This window comes from Cellvibrio sp. KY-GH-1, assembly GCF_008806975.1.
Taxonomy (GTDB): Bacteria; Pseudomonadota; Gammaproteobacteria; order Pseudomonadales; family Cellvibrionaceae; genus Cellvibrio.
This window is the reverse complement of the sequence record NZ_CP031728.1, coordinates 3,430,299-3,453,959: the sequence shown is the minus strand read 5'-3', so window position 1 is coordinate 3,453,959 and position 23,661 is coordinate 3,430,299. Positions and strand designations below refer to the sequence as shown.

The 23,661-nt window shown below is 44.7% G+C and carries 4 protein-coding genes; 3 read left to right on the top strand and 1 reads right to left on the bottom strand.

All coding sequences use genetic code 11. From position 1 onward, the window contains the following. Window positions 1-12: 12 nt before the first annotated feature. A complete protein-coding gene (locus tag D0C16_RS14590; protein ID WP_151033030.1) occupies window positions 13-762 on the bottom strand; it encodes a 4'-phosphopantetheinyl transferase in 750 nt (249 codons plus the stop codon). A 679-nt stretch (window positions 763-1,441) separates the two neighbouring features. Here D0C16_RS14590 and D0C16_RS14585 point away from each other — a divergent pair. From D0C16_RS14585 to D0C16_RS14575, 3 genes are all read left to right on the top strand, one after another. Beyond that, entirely contained in the window at window positions 1,442-3,790 is a 2,349-nt protein-coding gene (locus D0C16_RS14585) for an RND family transporter (protein WP_151033029.1), read from the top strand. 218 nt (window positions 3,791-4,008) lie between these two features. Beyond that, complete coding sequence (locus D0C16_RS14580) at window positions 4,009-12,870, top strand: SDR family NAD(P)-dependent oxidoreductase (RefSeq protein ID WP_151033028.1); 8,862 nt, start codon at window positions 4,009-4,011, stop codon at window positions 12,868-12,870. A gap of 1 nt (window position 12,871) precedes the next feature. Beyond that, window positions 12,872-23,626 (top strand): non-ribosomal peptide synthetase, encoded by a 10,755-nt coding sequence (locus D0C16_RS14575; protein ID WP_151033027.1) that lies wholly within the window; start codon window positions 12,872-12,874, stop codon window positions 23,624-23,626. Window positions 23,627-23,661 lie beyond the last annotated feature (35 nt).

Sequence of the window (23,661 nt, the reverse complement as noted above, 5' to 3'; positions counted from 1 at the left end):
TGTCAGTCGATCTTAGTGAAGGCGCACGAGTGTTACTATTTTATTGTCATGTGCGTGTCTAAATTCCGCTTGAAACTCTGTTCCGACAACCAATTTCTTGCTTAGCGTTTCATTGATGCACATGTGAATAATTTTACCCTCCTGGTCGATGCTTTTTATGCTGACTGCAGAAAAATCAAAATACCAACCAACCTCTGCAAATGCAGCTTTAAAAAAACTCTCCTTAGCAGAAAATGCAATCGTGAACAACACTCGAATATCTAGTTCGCTACCACTGAAAATAACCTCATGTTCATTTCCGAACAAAATCTGATTCTTTATCGCCGTGTAGGTCTTTGCGTCAACTTCATATTGGATGTCAATTCCTAGCCCGCGAAAATTTTCCTTTAGTGCTGTAACAGCGATGGCTTGATTGCCACTGTGGCTAATTGACCCAACGACGTGTGCGGGCCAAATAGGGCATCGCTGTGGGCCTATGTGCACGTCCGCAATTGTGCCATCAAGGGCTAGTAGCGAGTGCTTTGCGCAATACCGACCTGCGAAAAATTCTGCCTTACGTTTCAAAAACGCCCTGTCCAGTTCGGCAGGAAAATAGACGTTGTGTTCCTTAAAAAGACTGTCGTGGTATGCAGAGAGTGAAAAGCAACAGTGGTTGAGGGATATTGTGCCAGAGAAAGTTGGCGGGGAGATGTTGGGCGTGAAGAATGCGCCGGACTTTGACTCGGGCGATTCATTTTTGATTCTATGATCTGATAGTTGCATGTTGGGCTCTTCGTCTTGTCCTTGGCGTACACTGTAATAGTTAGAATAATTGCTAAGTTGCCATTTGGATAGTGAAATAAAACCTGAGTTTAAATGCCAAAATGCAGTATGCACTGTGGGGACATACTGGTAGTTGTTACTTAAGAAAGATATAAACTCATCGGAAATAAAGATATATTTCCGTGTTTTTCGATATTTTTTTGAAGAAATATTGTCGTTTTTAAACGTGAATAGTCACTTGCAAAAAAACATTTTTTTGGTTAAAGGGAGTGGCAAATTTTTGTCGCATAAAAGGTTTTATTGGAATGTATGTGTCGCTTAGATTAATTTCGTGTCGCTAAAAGCTATAAAATTCTCTTTGTGGACTGTTGAGGCAAAAAATTTAATTGACGTTGACAAAAAAAAATTCTTGTCTACCATTCGCCGCTCCCTCAGTGTTGTCGCGCCCTGTCACGTAAATTCTCGAAATAAATTTTTTAATTTTTTTCAAAAAATTAACTTGTAATAAACATCGAGTAGTTTTGTGTCGCGTGGTCAGTTATAGGCCTATGTAGTAATTTCATGGGTTTAATGCTGATTCGATTGCAACCTATGAATATCGCTAAATGGATTTGCGGGGAATTAAACTGCGAACGCATTGCAAATGATGCTGTGCATTTATTTTTAAAGGAGACTAATCTTGATTGCTAATATTGCCAATTTTGTGGTGCGTTACAGGGCTCTTGTCTTACTCACCAGCCTCATCGGAATAATACTTTCCACCCTGGGATTCAAAAACCTGTATTTCGACAGTAGTACTGATATTTGGTTTCTTGATGATGATCCCGTCCTGCTGGAATATAACGAATTAAAGAAAAAGTTTGGCAGCGACGATTATTTGGTTGTCGGTGTGCAAGCTGCTGCTGGGGAAAAGGATGTTCTGAATCCTGAAACCGTGCAGGCCATTCAAAAGATCACTAATTACCTTGAAGAACACGCCGCAGTTAACAAGGTTCGCTCTCTCGTAAAATATGAATACATGTTTTATGAAGATGAGATGCTAAATGTCGAGACTGCAATTCCCGCCTCCAAAAATTTCAATTTCTCTGAGACGGAATGGAACGATATTAGAACCATACTTAATGGGGAAAATATTGCCCATGATCTACTGTTCACCAAAGACTTAAAAAATACGCTTATTTCTGCACGTGTAATTGAGCAAAGCAAATACACCGGTAAAGGTAATGCGAAAACAGATCTGGCTGCAGATTTTCGCACCTTTGTTGAGCGTGAAGGTTTGCAGCAAAGCGATAAATATAAAATTTATATCTCTGGCTCAGCGGCGATTAGTGAAAGCTTTTTCTACTTTTCTACTGTGGATCAATCTATTAGCTATCCAATAATGCTGACATTCATCATTATTTTTCTGTTTCTGACATTTAGAACACTTGCTGGGACTGTGTTGCCAATTTTGGTTCTTGTGGTCTCTTGTGTGGTAGCCATTGGCTTGATCGGCTACTTCGGTTGGTCCATGAACATGCTGAATATTACGCTACCCACTATGCTGACAGTAGTTGTTGTTGCAGAAACAATTCACGTGTTGATCGGTTTTTATCGTTTCCGTAATCAAGGCCTTTCACCAAAAGAAGCCGCGGTGGAAACAATTAAATATTGTTTTGAACCCTGTTTTTATACCAGCATTACTACGTTGTTGGGCTACCTCTCATTAGCAACCGGCTCGATAGCATTGGTTGTGACTTTTGGGGTGGAAATGGCGATCGGCGTCGCTGTTGCATTTTTCTTCAGTCTGTTCACATTGCCTGCTTTGCTGAGCTATACCAGCGCAAAAGGAAAAAAAGCAGAAAAGCTTGTCTCCAACGGAGTTATTGCTCGTGCAGTTAATAATCTGCCGGATAAAATTTACCCGATTCGCAAAGCCATTATTGCGGTAACGGTATTATCGCTTTTCCCAATGATTTACTTATGTTCTCAAGTAAAAGTCGATACTAATTTTGTACGTTTCTTTAAAGATGATGCACCAGTAAAGCAAGGTCTGGAATATTTTGATGAGACTTTCAAAGGCTCTTTAAGTTTGGAATTTCGCCTTGACTCCAAGTTGGAGAATGGTGTGAAAGATCCGGCCTTTTTATCGCGCGCACTGGAGTTCCAAAATTATCTGGTGACCTTGGAAGGAAATGGGAAGGTTAATTCGCCAGTTAACTATCTTATGAAAATCAACCAGGTCATGAACAATAATGACACTGGTTTCTTTAAGGTTCCGGATACACGGGATATGGTAGGACAATTCCTGCTTTTGTATTCAAACTCTGGTCCTGATGAAGATCTATCTGACCTGATTACGTTTAACGGTCAGGAAATGCGCATGTCAGTTTTCTTTGCTGTGGCCCCATCTGTTATCACCAAGGCTCGAATTGAAGCTATCGAAAAGCACATCGCTGAGCATTTTTCCGATCTGAATATTTCAGTTACTGGCAGAGCGGTTCTGTTCAACAATGTCGACAATTACACCTTAACTGGTTTGGCAAGTTCATTTATGTTCTCGCTAATCTCAATTCTTGTTTGTCTGTTTGTTGTGTTGCGTTCCTTTAAGTATGGCTGGGTTGCGTTAATCCCTAACGTTCTTCCTATTATCATTACTGGTGCGGTAATGGCGATGTTAGATATCTACCTGGATTTCGCGTCCATGATGGTTGCCGCTACAACTTTAGGTATTGCAGTAGATGATACGATTCATGTGATGGATCGATTCAAAAGGGCCAAAAAAGCAAATCTCGACAACAGAGCAGCGATTGCGCTTGCTACGCGTGAAAGTGGAATCGCATTGGTATCAACCACTATCATTTTGGTGGTTGGCTTTGCGATGCTGATTATGAGTAGCTTTGTGCCCAACATCTACATGGGGATTTTGGGATGCCTCACCATCGGGTTAGCAGTATTATGCGATTTGATCATATTGCCTGCAGTGCTCATGTGTATCGGTGAGAAACAAAAAGCAGTGGAGCCTATGCCTGAAGCAACTTCGGTATAAGGTTCTACTGAAGAAAAAGTTAGCCAGGAATTATTGTGTTGTGAAGTAAGGGGCAAATGGATAAGCGCCTTACTTCGATATCTACCTTGCTGCCTTGGGGGCAGGTAGGTTCGGAAGATCCCTTTGAATTTTATTTTGATTTGGCCATTGGCTAGGGGATCGCTTTTTCCAAATTTCAGTTTTTTCGTTTTATCTAAAAAATTGCAAGGAGTGATTAAATGAACGTAGCCATTATAGGGGTATCGTGTAAATTTCCTGGCGCCAATAATTATTCTGAGTTCTGGGAAAATCTCATCGGAAAAAAATCCAGTATTAGTGAAATTCCATCTTCTCGCTGGGATTGGCAAGAATACTGGGGAGACCCGAAACAACAAGCCCAAAAAAGCAATAGTAAGTGGGGCGGCTTCGTTGCTGATGTCAATGCGTTTGACGCAAATTTTTTTGGAATATTACCCAAAGTAGTAGAGACCATGGACCCTCAACAGCGACTCATGATGGAGTTGGTGTGGAGCTGTCTTGAAGACGCTGGTATCGCACCTTCGTCCCTGCGTGGGAAAAAAGTTGGCGTCATGTTGGGCGTATTCAATCATGACTACAAAGAAACGCAGGACTCTACCAATATAGCCATTGAGGCGCATTACTCAACGGGAACCGCTGCGTCCATTATCGCCAACCGCGTATCGCACTATTTTGATTTGAAAGGCCCCAGTTTCCCAATAGATACGGCGTGCTCCAGTTCGCTAAATGCTATCCATAGCGCAATTCAAGCGTTGAAATTTGGCGATTGTGAAATGGCGTTAGCGGGTGGGGTAAATCTTCTGCTAACACCAACTCGCCATATATCTTTTTCCAAAATGGGAATGCTGTCCCCTACGGGGCAATGCATGACGTTTGACGCGAGTGCAAATGGTTATGTACGAGGAGAAGGTGCGGGCGTTGTCCTTCTGAAACCCCTGGAAAAAGCGATCGCAGATGGGGATGCAATTTACGGTGTGGTTAAAGGTACCGCAGTAAATCATTGTGGTGAAACTTACACGTTGACCTATCCCAGCTCAGTGGCACAAGCGAACGTCATTCAAGAAGCACATGAGCGCGCTGATGTACCCGTTAATACCGTGAACTATGTTGAGGCTCATGGTACTGGAACCCCGAAAGGTGACCCCATTGAATTTGACGGATTAATGCGTGCGTTTGAGGCATTGGCCGCTCGACAAGGTGTTAGTTTGAAACCAGGTTATTGTGCGTTGGGGTCTGTTAAAACCAACATCGGTCACTTGGAAGCCGCGGCAGGAATTGCTGGTGTGATTAAGGTTTTGCTTTCTTTCCGCAATAAACAATTACCCGCCCTGCAAAACTTTTCGGATGTCAATCCAAAAATTTCCATTGAAAATACTCCATTCTCTATCCTCAGTGAACATAAACAGTGGTTACCTGAGTTGGCTTCAGGTGATGACCAAAGCATGCGCAGCCCATTGCGCGCGGGTGTATCTTCGTTTGGTTTTGGCGGTACAAATTCTCACATAGTGTTAGAAGAATTTGTGCGTGGGGATAATCCAAAGGCGATAAGCAAGCCTGCTTATCTGCTTGTGTTATCTGCAAAATCGCCCGCAGCATTGCAAAGACTGAAGTCCAATTTGTTACTTTGGTTAGATAAAAATCAGAATACCGGTTTGCCAGATTTGAGTGCAGGATTACTAGTTGGGCGTGATCATCATGCGGTCAGATTTGCGTGTGTTGTGAAAGATTTGAAGGGAGCAATGACGGCGTTACGAGACAGTGCGAATGGCAACGCACAATACTCAATTGTAAACAGGGACAATCTTGAGTTGCTCGCAGAAGTAACGCAATCAGCAAAAAAAATAATTGAAAAGTCAGCAAAAAGTGACAGCAAAAAGAGTTACCTGGAGAGCCTGAGTCGGCTTGCTGAGCTGTACGTGAAAGGCGCCGATCCAATTTGGCGCGAACTATTTTCTAGCGGGCAAATTTTGCGCCTCAACTTACCTACCTATCCCTTTGAGAAAGAGACATTCTGGATTGCGAAGGACCAGAAAGGAAATACTCACAATAATTCTCATCCATTGTTGCATGCCGTATTGTCTGGTGGAAATAAGAAAAGCTTTTACAGTTTGTTTGACGGTCAGGAATTCTTCCTGAAAGATCACCAAGTGAAAAACCAGCGGGTGTTGCCGGCCGTTGCGTATTTGGAAGTAATGTATCAATCCATGATGCGAGCCGCGCATGCGCAATTGAGTGACGCGGATTCCACGGTTGAGCTTCGTGACGTAATTTGGTTGCGACCATTCACCATGTCGGATGGCGTCAAGGAGCTACGTGCTACTCTCAATGTGGAAAATATTGAAAAAGCCGGCTCATCGCTAAGGTTTGAATTTATTAGTGGTGTTGAAGACCTGTCACTGGTAAAGAATTGCCAGGCGAAGGCATTTGTTGTTGAGCGCAATGAGCCTGTTCCTCTGCCAAACTTCAATTATCCCGGGAGCAATTGGAGCACCTACTCTTCGTCTGATTGCTACGAGCGTTTTTCTGCTTTGGGTTTTGGTTATGGCAAATCTCATCAGAGTATTGAACTTCTGGCCCAGAATGCAGATCAAGTATTGGTTAAGCTGGTTCTGCCTACTGAGTTACAGGATTCAGTAGGTGAATATACGCTGCACCCATCTATTGCGGATGGGGCTTTGCAAGCTGCTGTTGCATTGGTATCGGGATTGGCTACTGGTACGAATGGCGCCGTACAATCCCTATCTCCCTACCTCCCTTTTTCGTTGGACAGTCTCAGAGTTTACCGGCCAACCCAGCTAGCACAGTGGGCTTGGGTACGTCCCGTTGGAGGGAATAACCCATCGCAAGCGAAAAAAATCGACATCGATATTTTTAGCGAAATTCCAGATGCAGATGGAAGGTCGCAGCTAATTGCGCAATTCAAAGGCCTTGGGCTGCGTCAGTTTGAAAAGGATGCATTACCCTCAAATGAGCTGGCCAACCACCCCTTTAAGGACAAGATAATGAATATTCAAGACCACTTCTACATACCAAACTGGTTCAAGCAACCTTCAAATTCCACGCTAGAAATCCTGGACTCCTTGTTAATTATTGGTGATCCGAAAGATGTAAGTTTGTGCGTGTCGAGATTGAAACGAAACTCTACATTTAGTAGTACAACTATTATTTCAGCGGAGTTCTCTAGCTCCTATGCGAAAAAAAGCTCCAGTGAATATGCGCTCAGAGCGGGATCTGATGTTGATTTTCTTGCGCTGGTAAATGATATATCTGCTGAGCAGTCAGTCCCTCGAAATGTATTAATTCTCTCTAAAGAACTTTCAAAGGAAGCTGGGATAGAAATAGGTGAAGATCTCTCCAGGGGCGCGGAAAGTTCGTTTTGTTTAGTGAAGGCGTATTTGAAAGTTGCAAAAAGCGCAAGGTTTATAAACGTTGTTCAAGGCTCGGGGGTAGATTTTATTCCCGTCTATCAGGCGCTAGGTGCATTCTATAAAACAGTGAAAGTAGAACGCCCAGCGTATAGCGGTCGTGTTGTTATTTGCGATATTGAAAATGGCAGCGATGCGAGTTTAGCAGGTTTGATCGCCAGCGAGTTCACTGATAACTCGGTTTATACCGATATACGTTATCTGGACGGGGCTCGCTTCGTACGTGACTTTGTCGCGACCGATGAGATAAAAACGTTCTTCAATCTAACTTCAGAGCAAGCTGCTTTTAAAACGGGCGGCGTATATTTAATTACTGGTGGATTAGGTGCGCTGGGTTTGTTAGTTGCAGGGTACCTGCTTAAACACTATGACGCGCGTATCTATCTAACAGGTCGGTCCTCTCTTACTGCGGAGAAGAAAAAGCTTTTAGATGCGATTGACACTCGCGGCAATCGCATTGTCTATATGCCTTGCGACATTACTAATGCAAATTCTGTTAGCACTATGGTTAGCTCGATTAATGACCAGGGATTCAAATTAAATGGTGTCATTCATTCAGCTGGAGTGATCGAAGACAGCTTTATCCTCAAAAAGGAATTTGCATCGTTTTCCAGAGTGATCGCGCCGAAGGTGATGGGTACGATTAATTTAGATGAGGCAACAAAAGGGCAGCCGTTGGATGTATTTGTATTGTTCTCGTCGGTAACGGGTGTGCTAGGTAACCTTGGTCAGTGTGATTATGCATTCGCGAATTCATATGAAGATTATTTTAGTCATTATCGCAATGATTTAGTGCATCTGGGCGAACGAAATGGGAAGACAATGTCCATAAATTGGCCCTATTGGAAAGAGGGCGGTATGGTCTTAACTGACAAGGAAGAGGCTATTTTAAGGAAAAATTTCGGTATCGTTCCATTGGAAAATGCTAATGGCCTACAAGCTTTGGAATACGCAGTTGCGGCCCCCGTTTCCCAGCTCGCTGTATTAGAGGGTGACAAGGAGAAAGTTCGTCAGGTACTTGGGGTGAGAGCTAACGTCAACGAAGCAGATTTTACCGAAGCTGAACGTGAAATTGTGTTAAGAAAAAGCGGGAGCAATTCCAGCAAAGCGACCGATGTTTCGATTTTAAAAGAACACGCGGTCAAATATCTGATTAGTCAGTTCGCAAAAGAAGTTTCGCTTTCTGAGGATAAGTTTGAACTGTATGCGCCGTTTCAGCAATACGGATTTGATTCGGTGGTTATGGTTGATTTAGTCATATTGCTGGAAGAGGAATTTGAAAATCTTCCAGCCACTTTATTCTTCGAATACAAAAACATTAATGATTTGGCCGACTTCTTTGTCGCTAATTACCCTGAAAAATTTGTTGCCTCTAAGGATGGCTTGGGGGCCGATGAGGTCGCTTTGGAGCGCCCTTCTGAAAGCAAGAACGATATCAGCCAGGTTAAGAATGTAGTGGTTTCTTACCTTATCGAGCTGTTTGCAAAAGAGGTTGAACTGCCTGCAGAGCGCTTTGAGCTGTATGCGCCTTTCCAGCAGTATGGCTTTGACTCAGTAGTCATGGTGAATTTGGTAATAGCTCTTGAAGAGAAATTTGAAAATCTTCCCGCAACCTTGTTCTTTGAATATAAAAATATCAACGACTTGGCTGATTTTTTTGCGAGCCACTATGCCGCACATTTTGAAAGCATGGTGCCACCTGCCGCACCATCAGTTACCGCCTCAAGCAATCAGAATGCTGCGGATAATTCAGCGCCTGTCGAGCTTCCAATTGCGGCTATGCCCACCGCAGAGCAGACGCGTTCATCAATTCATGGTAATGCGCAGACGCCAGCAAAAGAAGACATTGTTATCATTGGCGTTTCAGGACGTTATCCAGAAGCTGAAACACTTACTGAGTTTTGGAATAACCTGAAAGATGGTGTCGACTGCATCAGAGAAATACCTGAGGACAGAAACTGGGGGGTAGAAAACCTGTTTCAGCCGGGCCCAGCGGTATTGGGGAAAAGCTATTCTAAATGGGGCGGTTTTTTAAAGAGTATTGACCATTTTGATCCATTGTTTTTTGGTATTTCTCCGGCGGAAGCCGAGGTCATGGATCCTCATGAGCGTCTATTCCTCGAAACAGTTGCCTTGGCCATGGAAGATGCAGGCTATTGCCCTGACAAATTAGCCCAGCCTGTGGGTGTACATGAGAGCCCGGTCGGTGTCTATGTTGGAACTATGTGGGGAGATTATCAATTATTTGGTGTTGAAGGTGATAAGCCAAAAAATATGATTGCTCCTCGTTCGTGGTATTGGGCTGTCGCGAACAGAATTTCATATCAATTTAATTTCTCTGGACCCAGTATTACGCTTGATACAGCGTGCTCTTCATCGCTCACTGCAATCCATTTAGCGTGTGAAGCGTTAAAGCAAGGCGACATCAGTGTCGGTATCGCCGGGGGGGTCAACCTGTCCTTACACCCGCAGAAATACAACACTCTATCTGACCTGCATTTTTTGTCATCAGACGGTCGTTGTCGCAGCTTTGGTGTAGGTGGCGATGGTTATGTTCCTGCGGAGGCCGTAGGGGCAATTATTTTAAAGCGCAAGTCAGATGCTTTGCGTGATGGTGACCATATTTATGCGGTCATTAAGAGTTCGTCGATAAATCACGGTGGAAAAACCTCTGGTTTTACGGTACCGAACCCTAACCGTCAAGGGGCGTTAATCAAGGATGCTATCGCCCGTTCTGGAATTAATCCTCGCCACATTAGTTACGTTGAAGCACATGGCACCGGCACTAGCCTTGGTGACCCGATTGAAATATCGGGGCTTACTAAAGCATATGAACAAGCTGATACCCAATATTGTGCCGTTGGGTCTGTGAAATCCAATATCGGACATGCAGAAGCTGCGGCTGGTGTTGCTGGCGTGACTAAAATTCTATTGCAGCTAAAACACAAAACGTTAGCTCCGTCGTTGCATTCGAACACGCTCAACCCCTATGCAAAAATTGATCAAAGCCCGTTCTATGTCTTACAGAAATTAGAAGAATGGCAGCGCCCAACGCAAACCGATCCCGCCACTGGAAAAAAGATCGAGTTACCACGTGTTGCGGGATTAAGCTCATTCGGTGCTGGCGGAGCCAATGCACACTTTATTTTTGAGGAATATCCGGCTGAATCCGACCCACGCAATTATTCCCCTCGCACTTCTGATCCGGTATTGGTTGTGCTTTCCGCGAAGCGGGAGGAATCGCTGGAAAAGATGGTTGTGCAATTGCGCGATTTTATTGTGAGTGAGCCTCAAACTCACTTAGCTGATATCGCATATACCTTGCAGATTGGTCGTGTCCATATGGATTTTGGCATCGCTGTGATTGCCGCGTCGCTTGCGGAGCTGCAAACGAAATTAAACGACTATCTTGCTGTGAAAGGGCGGAGTGATACTTCGTACGGGATTTACTCTGGTAAGCGCCCGCGCAATAGAAATGCAAAAAATGATTTCTCTGATCAACAAGTTGATGAATGGTTGTTGCGTAAAGATCTCAATAGTCTTGCTGATGCCTGGCTAAAGGGTCAAGAGAATATTACCTGGGAGAAGCTCTATAACTCCGGTTCGGCATTTCGGATTTCAGTCCCTGGTTATGTGTACTCACGGCAACGCTACTGGGTAACCGCTCCAAATAATGCTACGCAATTTGACGCACTTAGCTCACTGATTGATAAAAATGTTTCCACGTTCGAAGAGCAGCTGTTTGTAAAAACATTCAATCAAAACGCGTTTTATCTAAAAGACCATAAATTGGGTAAAAAATGTGTGTTGCCTGGGGTCGCGTATCTGGAACTTGCTCGTCAGGCAGCACAACTGGCGGCTAATGGTGAACCCGTTTTAGGTTTGACAGATATAAAGTGGCTGAAGCCAATTGTTGTTAACGGCGCGCAAGAGTCTATTCAGATAAGCTTACGGCCCAGTGCAGGCAATGTTGAATTTGAAATTTTTAAGAGCGCAAGTGGCGGTGGTCGTATCCTATTCTGTAGTGGCTCAGCGGTGGTGTCTCGCTATTCGTCAGCTTCATCGGTACAGGGAATGAGACTTCCATTACCAGTTGTTGATCCTCATACGATAAAAGCAAGATCAACACATCTAAATGAGCACCAAATTAACAGTGGATTTGAAAGCTTTGGATTCGGTTTCGGTCCAAGTTTTCAAGTTATGAAAGGGTTGTTCGTCAATCAATCAGAGGCGATGGCGGATCTTGCGTTGTCTACTGAACTAGTAAACTCTACTGATGACTATGTACTACACCCGGCGTTATTGGATGGTGCTCTGCGTACGGCAGTTGGTATAGGTGGTTTTGGTGCTGCTAATGCTGGCATGCCACTTCCTATTTCCCTTGGTCGTATCGTCATTCACAAACCGCTAACTGAAAATTGTATTAGCTATGCTGTTTATTCCACGAGCCAGCCTACTCAAGCAGGCCAACGATCTTATGATATTTACATTCTCAATACTCGTGGGGAAATGTTGGTAACCTTGTTAGGATTTACAACACAATATGTTTCCCACTTTGCTGATACGAAAAAATCTACTGACCAATTGATATCTGTAGGCGAGCCGCAGCGGCCGCAAGTTACTGCTGCGAAGGCACCGGCTAGCTACGTGGCGCCTGCAGCACTCTACTCGGTACCTTCTCCTGCTACAAAAACAGTTTATTCCCCGGTAAATGTGGCTAAAAAATATTTAGCTGAGCTGGTTTCACAGGTAACCAAAATACCTCCGGGGCAAATCGATACTGCAACGGCGTTGGAAAACTACGGTATTGATTCAGTAATGATCATGGCGATGAATGAGAAATTGGAGGCAATTTTTGGGCTAAGTGTGCCAAAAACGTTGTTTTTCGAGTACCAAGACATTGATAGTTTGGCGGAATATTTTTCTGAAAATCATGCAGAAGATATTCATAAAATCCAATTCGATGAAACTGCTGTTCCCGTTGAAAGTCCGGTTCCAGTTGCACCAAGTCAGATTGCGTTGGACGGCATTGCACGGGACTATTTGAGTGTATTGCTCGCTCGATTCACAAAACTTGATCAAGCCCAAATTGATTGCGATGCTGCCATTGAAGACTACGGCATCGATTCAGTGATGATCATGGGAATGAATGAAGATTTGGAAAAATCCTTTGGTCAGGAGATTCCCAAGACACTTTTCTTTGAGTATCAAACCATTAATGAGCTGGTGGATTTTCTGGTGGAGAATCACGCCACTGAGCTACGAGCTTTGAGTCCTGCAGTTGAGACTAAAGCGAGCGACACGGTGCCAACACGGGCTGCTTCCGGTGCGATTACGATGAGTGACACTCTGGCAGAAGTATCGGCTGGCAATATCAAATCTCGCTTCGGCAATTCTTCTACAGAAATTACATTCGCCAGTGGCGAGGCTGCACATCACGAGCATCGATTAGCTGAACCGCGAGTGGACTATTTAAGCTCCGCTACGCAATCGGCAAATCAGTTTTCACAATCCAATGCTGTCCCACTATCTGCCGCTGATCAATTGAAACGAACTATTAGCGCGTTGAGTGATGTGGAAGTAGAGAACTTACTGCGTGAGCTGTTGGCTGCAGACGAATTGGAAACGGAGTTTTGAAATGAGCCTCAACGAAAAAAACAAACGCGAATTGTTAGCCAAGCTTTTGCAAAAAAAGATTAGTGCAAAGGCAAACAATCAAGCCGATAGAAAAATCCCCGACGATGTTATTGCCATTGTGGGTTTGGGTGGTCGTTATCCTATGGCGGATAACATAGAAACTTTTTGGGACAATTTGGTCACTGGGCGAGACTGTGTTACTGATATTCCCGACAGCCGCTGGCGGCCCGAGGAATTCAAGCGTGGTACCGATGTTGACTCGGCAAGAACCCGAGGTGGCTTTATCGCAGATGTCGATAAGTTTGATCCGCAATTTTTTGGTATTGCTCCGCGAGAAGCTATCTCAATGGATCCTCAGGAGCGCTTGTTCCTGCAAACCGCGTGGCACACGATAGAAGACGCGGGTTATACACCAAGGACCTTGGCTAACAGTAGTGGAAAGGTAGGTGTTTTTGTAGGCGTGATGAATTCCAACTACTCAATTCTGGGCGCGTCCCTGTGGAATGAGACACACAAAACTGATCAAAACTACATGTGCAATGCGATGTTTTGGTCATTAGCAAATCGTGTGTCATATACATTGAATTTTAACGGGCCTAGTCTTGCCGTAGATACTGCTTGCTCATCTTCCCTTACAGCGATTCATCTTGCCTGTGAGAGCATTCGCCGCAATGAGTGTGAAGTTGCTCTGGCGGGTGGTGTGAATTTAATTCTCCATCCCGCGCAGATGGAAGTGCTCGCCAAGCGTGGCATGCTGTCTCCCACGGGAAAGTGCCATAGCTTTGGTCAAGGAGCAGATGGTTTTGCCGATGGAGAGGGAGTAGGTGCTGTGTTGTTGAAGCCTCTGAATCATGCCTTGAGAGATGGAGACAACATCTACGGAGTTATTCGGGGCAGCTCGTTAAATTCAGGCGGAAAAACCAGCGGCTATACGGTACCTAATCCGGTGGCACAGGCAAACTTGATTGCCACCGTTGTTAAAAAATCCCGAATCGATCCACGTTCAATCAGCTATATCGAAGCTCATGGTACTGGTACCGCGCTGGGCGATCCGATTGAGATCCGAGGCTTGGCCAAGGCGTTTGGTTCGGAAACTACAGACAAGCAGTTTTGTGCGTTAGGCTCGGTGAAAGCGAATATTGGACATCTCGAGGCGGCGGCGGGTATATCAGGAATTACTAAAATTCTTTTACAAATGAAGCACGAAACATTGGTGCCAACGATTAATTCAAATAAGGAAAGCGAATACATTGATTTAAAAAGCACTCCGTTCTTTCTGCAAAGGGAAATCAGCTCATGGGCGGTGGGCAAGAAAAAGTTAGCTGGGATAAGTTCATTCGGTGCAGGCGGTTCTAATACTCATATGATCCTTCAATCATTTGATGTTCCTGAGCAAGCTCATGCCGATATGCCTTGCCTAATCCCGTTATCCGTCGCGCATAAACAACAATTGGCCACCTATGTGCAGTCTTTAGTTGTGTGGATTGAAAGGAATAAAACGACCAAACACTTTAGCCTTGTCAATGTCTCCCACACGCTGCTTGAAGGTCGTCAGGATATGGCGGTACGTCTTGCAATAGTTGCCAATAATATTGAAGAACTGTTGGAAAAATTACGCGATTTCATGCGAGGGGAGCGCAATATTGAAAACCTTTTTGAAGGAGCAACAGACGCGCCAGATTCTAAGCAGGAGTTCGCTTTCACTTCCCTTAAAATTGAGGAGCTAATTAGCTTTGCTAAAAAATGGGTGATTGGCGAAGTCAAGAAGCCTAGCTCTCTGTTAAAAGATTTCCATCCTAGGCGCGTATCTTTACCGGGTTATCCTTTCTTGAAAGAGAGTTACTGGGTTCCTCGTTCGCCGGCTGAGGTAATTGCAAACGAAACAACGCATGTGGCGAAGGAAAGCGCTGGGGTAGCTCCGTTACAGACAGCGCTGGCTCCAGCATCCCAACTGGTAGGCGATATGTATTTAACTCAAACTTGGGTTGAAAAATCAATTCCAACTGGTGATACCGGGAATTCCCAATCCAACCTATTGGTCTTCAGCAATGAAACTGGTGATTACCCGTTGATTGCACGTCATTTTAATCATGCCAATTTTGTTGCCCTTGGGGATATGTATAGTTACGACTCAGACAATAGTTATACGGTTCGTCAAGATCACATGGAAGACATGGAATTGCTTTTAAGGGCTGCTTCCAAAACGAAACCATTAGATGCCATTATCTATGCGTGGAAAAATGCTGCTATAGAAGCCAACGAAAAAAGCGGTACCGCAGAGTCTTTATATGCTGGAATTCAACCTCTCCTAAATTTGGTAAAGCGAATTTCCAACGACAGTAAAACGTCCCTGCCCAAAATAATTGTCTGGTCCGTAGATAATGGATGTCTGTCGGATTTATCAAGTTTGGCCTATTCCGGATTTGTTAAGTCCGTCAAAGCTGAGCTGAAGAATCTCAATGTTAAGCATGTAATCTTCGAAACCAGTCAAGAGCATTCCCTGGAGTATCAGGTAACTGCTTTGGCGGCCGAACTTATGGAAGTTGCGTCAAGTTCCGTTGTTGTTAAGTATCGAGCGAGACGACGTGCTGTTGAGAAGATTCAGTCCATAGAACTTACTTCAACAGTTGGGTCGAATGAGTGGATTAAACATAAAGGAACTTACTTGATCACCGGTGGCTTGGGCGGATTGGGAAAGGTATTTGCCAAGCGGATAGCCTCAGTAGGTGGGGTGAAATTGGCGCTAACGGGACGGTCAGCGCTGACCGAGTCGAATAAGGAGTTTCTAGAAACTTTACGGGAAAACAACAATGAGGTTGTATATTACTCCTGTGATATTACGTCGGAAGCAGACGTTCATGTCCTCTTTGAAAAAATATCAAATCGCTTTGTCAAACTTAATGGCATTATCCACAGCGCTGGTGTAATTAGAGATTGCCTGATTAATCGAAAAAGCTGGCCAGATTTCAAGTCGGTTATCGATACAAAAATTAAAGGTGTTTTTAACCTGGATCAGGAAAGTGCGGCGATGCCGTTGGACTTTTTTGTTACATTTTCCTCAGTGAGTTCAGTACTAGGAAACATGGGGCAAACAGATTATGCCTATGGCAACGCTTATCTGGATGAGCTCTGCCGTTGGCGAAACAATCTAAAAGATAAAAAATTGCGATCAGGGAAAAGTATTTCTATCAATTGGCCAATCTGGGAAGAGGGCGGAATGACGATAGAAAAAAGTATTTTAAATGCGATGAAAGAATCCGTGGGAATTGTTCCCTTGTCGGACCGACAAGGACTCTCAATTTTTAACGATATTATGGGGTCTTCATTCGCTCAAGTAATGCCATTACATGGTGTGCTGGCGCGCTTAGAGCATACTTTGCAGCGATACAATGCTCATGATCAATCCGTCCAAATTGATAACGCAATCGTCAATACGGATGTTGCTCAGAAAGCTCCTAATGTGATTCCTGGTCCCGCAAGTCAATTGACGCAGCAGCTCGATGAAAAACTGCGTGAGATGATCAGTAAGGCGATCCAATTGCCGAAAGATCGCATAGACCCGAATAAGGTGTTTGGGGATATGGGCTTTGATTCAATTGTGTTGCGTGAATTTGCAGCCAATTTCAAAACGCTGCTGGATGTTGAAATTTCGCCTGCCGTATTTTTCTCCTCCAATACATTGAACAAGATGAAGCAATATTTAATGACTGAGCATCTTTCCAGTCTGCAAAAAGCTTTTGCCTCCACTATTGGTAATCTTGGCGATCAAGAGAAAGCGTTTGCCAAACCGGTGGATCAATTGGTGAAAAATCAATTTTCGGATCAAACATCGGTGCCGCATACCTACGGCGAACCTGTTGCCATTATTGGTATGGACGGCATGTTTCCAGGTGCGGAAAATTTGGATGTGTTCTGGCAAAATTTAAGTGAAGGTGTAGATCCCATCAGTGAAATACCGCCGTTGCGTTGGCGTTGGCAGGATCACTATGGCAGCACCTTCGGTGCAGCAAATAAATCCAATTCAAAGTGGGGTGGTTTTATGCCCCATATCGAATATTTTGATCATCAATTCTTTGACCTGTCTGTCGGCGAAGCGGTTTATATGGATCCGCAACAACGACTGTTTCTCCAAACAGTTTGGAAAACAATCGAGTCTGCCGGCTACAACGCAACGGAATTGAAAGGCAATAATGTGGGTGTCTTTGTTGGTGTTGAATTTAGCGATTATAAGGATTACCTCGATCGCAATGGGGTGCGTTATAACGCTGAAATGGCGATTGGTAATTCGCTCAACATGATCCCCAACCGGATTTCCTATTATTTTGATTTTGATGGCCCGAGTGAAGCAGTAGATACAGCCTGTTCAGGTAGCCTGGTAGCAATTAACAGAGCGATTAGATCGATTCAGTCGGGTGAGTCGCGTATGGCGATAGCGGGAGGGGTTAGCGTTATTCTTTCGCCCAAGACAATGATCGGAACCAGCCAACTCAATATCTATTCTCCCGACGGCCGCTGTAAGACGTTTGATAAGGATGCCAATGGTTATGTAAAAGGTGAGGGTGTTGCGGCGGTATTATTAAAGCCATTAAAAGCCGCCATTGAAGATGGCGATAATATATTAGCCGTTATAAAAGGCGCTGCAGTAAACCATGGTGGTCGTAGTAATTCGATCACTGCTCCTAATCCTGCTGCACAGGCGCGATTACTGTTTAAGGCTTATTCTGAAGCCGGTATTGGCGCCGAACGTGTCTCCTATATTGAATTGCATGGTACGGGCACTAACCTTGGCGATCCGGTGGAGGTAGAAGGTATCAAGTCAGCATTTTCAATGTTGGCAGCAGAGTCAGGTGCTCCGGTTTCCAAATATAACTATTGCGGTATTGGGTCGGTGAAATCCAACATTGGTCATCTGGAACCCGCCGCTGGTATTGCCGGTGTTATCAAAGTAATTCTTTCAATGAGGGCGCGTGAGCTGCCGTCTAACCTTCATTTCACCGATTTAAATCCCCTGATTAAACTGGAGAATTCACCGTTTTATATCGTCGATAAAAAACGTGATTGGGTAAGAACTCTGGATGGCGATGGACGCGAGTTGCCACTGGTTGCCGGTGTAAGTTCGTTTGGATTTGGCGGTACCAATGCCCACCTGGTATTGGAAGAGTATGTGGCCCCTCGCCAACACTCCGTTGAGCAGAGCTCATATCTCTTCGTGCTGTCTGCAAAATCCGCTGCGCAACTGGATGAGTCGGTACACAATTTAATTGCCTATGTGGATTCTTCCGCGCGCGCCACTACCTCATTGCGCGATTTCATTTATACCTTGCAAGTTGGTCGCGTGCCGATGGAAGAGCGCCTGGCTTTTACGGTAAGTAATTGGCGAGACTTGCGCGAAAAATTAGGTGGATATTTGGCCGGCACGCTGGATCACATTGATTGTCGAGGCAGCAAGGCCAGTAATCATATTCCTGTTCAAGATTTACTGGACGACAGTTTGCAAGGGTACATCTTGCAAAGTGGTAACAACAGGCAATTAGCAAAATGGTGGCTACTGGGAGTTAACTTCAATTGGCAGTTGCTATATACCAATGTAGCTGCACAAAAGATCCAGCTACCGACCTATCCTTTCGCTAAAACGCGTTGCTGGATTGATGCAAAGGTCAGCGAAACATTAGTAGTCGAGCCGGTAAGTGTGCCTGTAGCCGTTGCAATGCCCGAGCGAGTTCTAGTAACAGAATCCGTTGTAACCAAACCGGCAGTATCCGCTATTCCTGCGCTGGTAAGAGAGAAAGTGGCTCAGCTTGTTGATGTCAAAGTAGCTGACCTTACAGACAACGCCCATCTGGCAGCAGATGTTGGATTGGACTCGATAAAAATGATGAGCTTGATTAATGAGCTTATCTCATCGAGGCCGGAAGCCGAGCTGGAATATTTTAATAACCTTGGAATGAATAGCATCGTTGGGCAAGCGCAAACCATCTCAGGTTTGATCGACATTTTTACCAAAGCGGAAGCGAGCGTGTCGTCCGTTGCGGTTGCTGCCGAGGCGTTACCACCGGTAGCCGTGCAACACGAAATTGCGCCACACAACGGTGTTCCCTTGCTTGATTCGCAATACCTATTTTTGCCAACGTATTTTATTACCAACTCGAGCTCTTTGTGTTCATATGTGGAGCTAAAAGGCCCGCTCAACCTGGATGTTGCCAACGCTGTCTGGAAGAAGCTAATTGAACGTCATCCAGTCTTGCAGCTTGGTTTCCAATGGCCCGGGAAAAAATCAGCAACTTTTTCCGATGTTAAGGTCGATTTTGTTCGTGATTACACCGCGCCCCACATTCAATGTACGGATATTCGTGCTGTACCTGATAAGGATGCGGTAATTCTGCAAGCGTTTAATGCGCAACTAAATCGCCAGTGGAACATGGAGCAGTGGCCCTTGCATGAGTTTTCGCTCTACCAAAAAGGCGATGAAGAATATGTTCTGTTTTGGAGTAACGAACACATTATCTCCGATGGTCTAAGTAACCAGCAGGCGCTGCGAGAGTTTTTGCAGCTTTACACCGCAGAATTAACTGGCGCGGTAATTCCAGTGGCTGAATATGGTTCAACGGAAAAATACGTCGACCTAATCAATCGAATTAATAGCTACACCGAAAGCGAAACACCTACAGAGACTCCTACTGCGTTAGCGGGTAGTTATACCTTTAATCCCGAGGGTAATCTTCGCGATCGTAGTAGCGTAAAATTTGAATGCGCCAAGCGTGTACTGGATTCGACGTTAACCGAGAAATTATTTGCGTTAACGAAACGCTCGCGATATTCAATGAATACGCTGTTGGTAAATGCATTTATCCGGGTTGTTGCACAATACGATAAGAGCAGCCAGGACATAACCTTGCAAATCCCCACTGGGGGACGGAATTATCCGGATTTATCGTTAACGAATACCATGGGGTGTTTTGCACAGAACCTATCAATTAGCTTCTCACGTAACAATATTGAAGATCGCCTGCATGGACTTGAGTCTGTGCAAAACACCATTAATGACTCGATTTTATATGGTGTTGACATAAAGCAAGCTCGGGATTTGACCGCACTTGTTAAGCAATTGCCATTAACCGAGCAGAACCTGTTGCCGAAGCATGCAGTTGACTTAATGCTGGCGGCCGTTAAATCGAATTTGTATTTTCCTTACACCGGACAGACGGGTATTGAATGCTGTTACGGCGACCTTCGCGTAGTGCAATACACCGCGGGGACCTCTAATTCTCCGGGCAGTATTGATTTACTTCAGGAAATTTTCGATGGGCAGCTACATATCTTTGTAAACTATGATACGAGTTTTTTCTCGTCTGCCTTAATCAATAGTTTAGTTGACGACTACATCGCAAGTCTGGAGTCATTTATCGCACAAGATTTTGTGGCTGATTCCGAGGCGGCTTTGGCTCGCGTGGATGGGTTTCCGGAAACGGCCATTGTGCTTGAACATGCGAATAAGGTACTTAATGCTTCTCTTACGCTAAGCGACGCCGAGAAAGATCTTGAGGCAGATCTCGGTTTTGATTCCATCGATAAAATCAAACTGGTTACACAGCTGTATACCTGGAATAAAACTATCAATCGCTCTGCATTAATCAAGTGTCGTAGTTTAAGCGAAATGATTGCGGCCATCCAACGCAGCGCGTCAATCATTAGTGCACAAGCAACGCCCGCTACTGTGTTGAGCAAGTCGGTGGCAGTCGCAGAAACGAGAGTGAGCTGTGACGAATCATTTCTCACCCCGATTGAACGCATCGTGCATCAGGCTCAAGTAACACCGGATGCGGTAGCCGTTACTAATCAGCAGGGGCAATCCATCTCGTATCGAGAGTTGGACACTCAATCCAATAAGATCGCTCGCGTGCTAAAAGAACAGGGGATTAGCACCGGCGATTTTGTAGGCGTTATTTCCAACCGCGGACCTTTAATGCTGGTGGGGATACTGGCGATTTTAAAATCCGGTGCAGCCTATGTGCCTATCGACCCAACCTATCCTGCAGGAAGAATGAGCTACATTTTAAAGCACGCGCGGATTAAAACGTTGGTGACAGATCCTGCGCTGCTTGACGTACTCGATGATTTGTTTCCAGCGGATAGAGCAAATAGAACCGAAGGCACGGTACTTGAATCGATTGTATTGTTGGGCGATGCGAATCAGGTGCAATGCGAAAGTTTTGGAAAAATTGTCAAAAATGTTGTACCTGCATCCACTTGGATCACTCAACCCGGCGAGCGACTAGAACAATCCATAGATCCACGGGATAACATGGTAGTCCTATTTACCTCTGGCTCTACCGGTAATCCAAAAGGCGTAGTGTTGAATCATGAAGGTTACAACAATCGTCTTGAATGGCATCAGAAACTATTCCAATTGCGTCCGGGCGAAAAAGTTGCCCAGAAGACATCTTGCTGTTTTGATGTTTCTTTGTGGGAATTGTTTTGGCCGCTGATGTTCGGCGGCATCGTAAGCGCGGTGGAGAAAGACACTGTATCGAACCCTTGGGAATTTGCGGATTGGCTTGAAGCGGAGTCAATTAATATTGCTCATTTTGTCCCGTCGATGTTTGGTGCTTTTATTTCCAATATTGATACGGATAAACACCAATTTAAATCCTTGCGTTGGCTGGCATTCTCTGGTGAAGCTCTGGCTACCAATACCGTTCAGCAATGGATAGATGCCTATCAATTAAATGTAGGGTTGTGCAATTTATATGGTCCTACCGAAGCGTCTATCGATGTTACTTATCACGTTATTAGTGAGCGTCCCGGGGATGCAGTTCCTATCCCGATTGGAAAGGCGATTGACAACGTTTCTCTGGTAATTATCGATCAAGATGGTAATCAAGTTAAGCCGGGTGAAATGGGCGAGTTATGCATTGGTGGTATCCAGGTTGCCAAAGAATATCTGTATGAACCGCAATTGACCGCTAAGGCATTTATTGCCAACAAGTTTGCCTCAGTTCCCGGAGCTACTCTGTACAGAACGGGAGACCTTGCAACGGAAAACGAAGATGGTTCGTTTAACTATCATGGCCGTATTGATAGTCAGGTAAAAATTCGCGGTTTCCGGGTTGAGCTGGGTGAGATAGAAAATATCGCGTCCAGCCACAAAAACATTAATGAAGCGGCGGTGTTGCTTGTTAATCAGGGCGGTACTGATAAGTTGATCATGTGGTACGCGGGAGCGCAAACCGCCGAAGCAGAGATTAAGTCGTTTATCAACGAGCGCTGTCCGGATTACATGGTGCCCCATTTTATCTTCTGGTCAGACAGTGCGTTGCCGAAAAATAGCAACGGAAAACTCGATCGGAAAGTGCTTCTGAACCAATTGACGGCTAATTCAGAAAAGAAATCTGAATCGACAGCAGTGCCTGTGATTGAGAAAGTGCTTCCGGTTGGGCCTGCACAAAATTGGATTTTCTCTTATTTCGATGCGCCTTTTAAATGGTTCGGCATCAGTCAGCTTCATTATCGTAAGGTCCTGCATATCGACAGTTTCCAAGCGGCTGTGAACGTATTAGTGGAAAAACATGCGGAATTGCGAACCGTGTTCGGTCAGGAAAACGGAGCCTGGGTTCAGAAAATTCATTCACATTGTCCGGGGCTTGAAGTGATTCACCATCAAACCACATTAAGTGGCGACGAATTGGCTGAATCCATTCAGGAGCTCGCCTATGCAATGGCGGAAAGTCTGCGAGTTGATCAATGGCCGTTGTGTAAATTTGCGGTAGTTAGCTTGGCAGATGGGTCGAGCAAGATATTGTGGGTTGCCCATCACTTAGTGTCCGACCTGGTCTCTGGGCAGTTGCTGAGCCGGCAGCTATGGTCTGTGTACGCGAGCCTGATTAATAAATCCGCCTATGATCAGTCTATATTTGCCTCGTCGGCTTCCTATCCCGGTTATGTAGAGGAGCTTCAATCGGCATTCGCAGCAGATTCATCTGAGTACACAAACCTCCTGAGCTACTGGAAGAAGCAGCTAGGTGGAATCAAGAAATGTGTGGAAATTCCCTATGATTATCGTGGTGGAGAAAACATAGAGAGTTCTGATGCGCGATTGGTTGTGCCTTTAGAAAAAAATGCCGTGGATTTCCTGCAGCGAAATGCATGCGAACACTATGAGTGTAATTTCTATTCGTTGTTGTGCGCACCCGTTTACAAATTGATGGCGAACATACTCAAACGTCCGCAGATAGCTATCAGCCACAAGCTAAATGCTCGAAATGTTGGCGGCCCAACCAAAAACTACTTTAGTTGTGTTGGAAATTTCGCTGTTAATGCCCCGCTCACTATCAGCATTAAAAAGCAGGATCGGCTTGGTGTTGCGATCAATGCAATTAAGAACGGTCTGGCTGATATGCCGATGAGTGGTGCCAGTTATGACTGGGTGTCCGCTGCGCTTCCCAAAGATATGTATCCTGATCATAAGCTGACAAACATTCGAATAAATTATTTGGGTGATGTGACCGCTGTGGAAAGTGAAGACTTCTACGCAAATGAAAAGGAATTAAATCAACGGTTATCGTTTGCTGATCAAAAGCGAACCAGTTTGGTGGAGTTCTTCTTCTATACCAAAAATAAAGTAACTTATCTTGAAATATCCTACTCCAACAATTTCTATACATCACAAACAATAGAGGAAGTTGGCGTGCAATATCAGTCTATTTTGAGAGACTTGGTCGCCGAAGTTAAAGCGACTACAACCACCTCCGTAGACTAACAAATGAATGAAATTGGCTTTCACAATTAACAAAT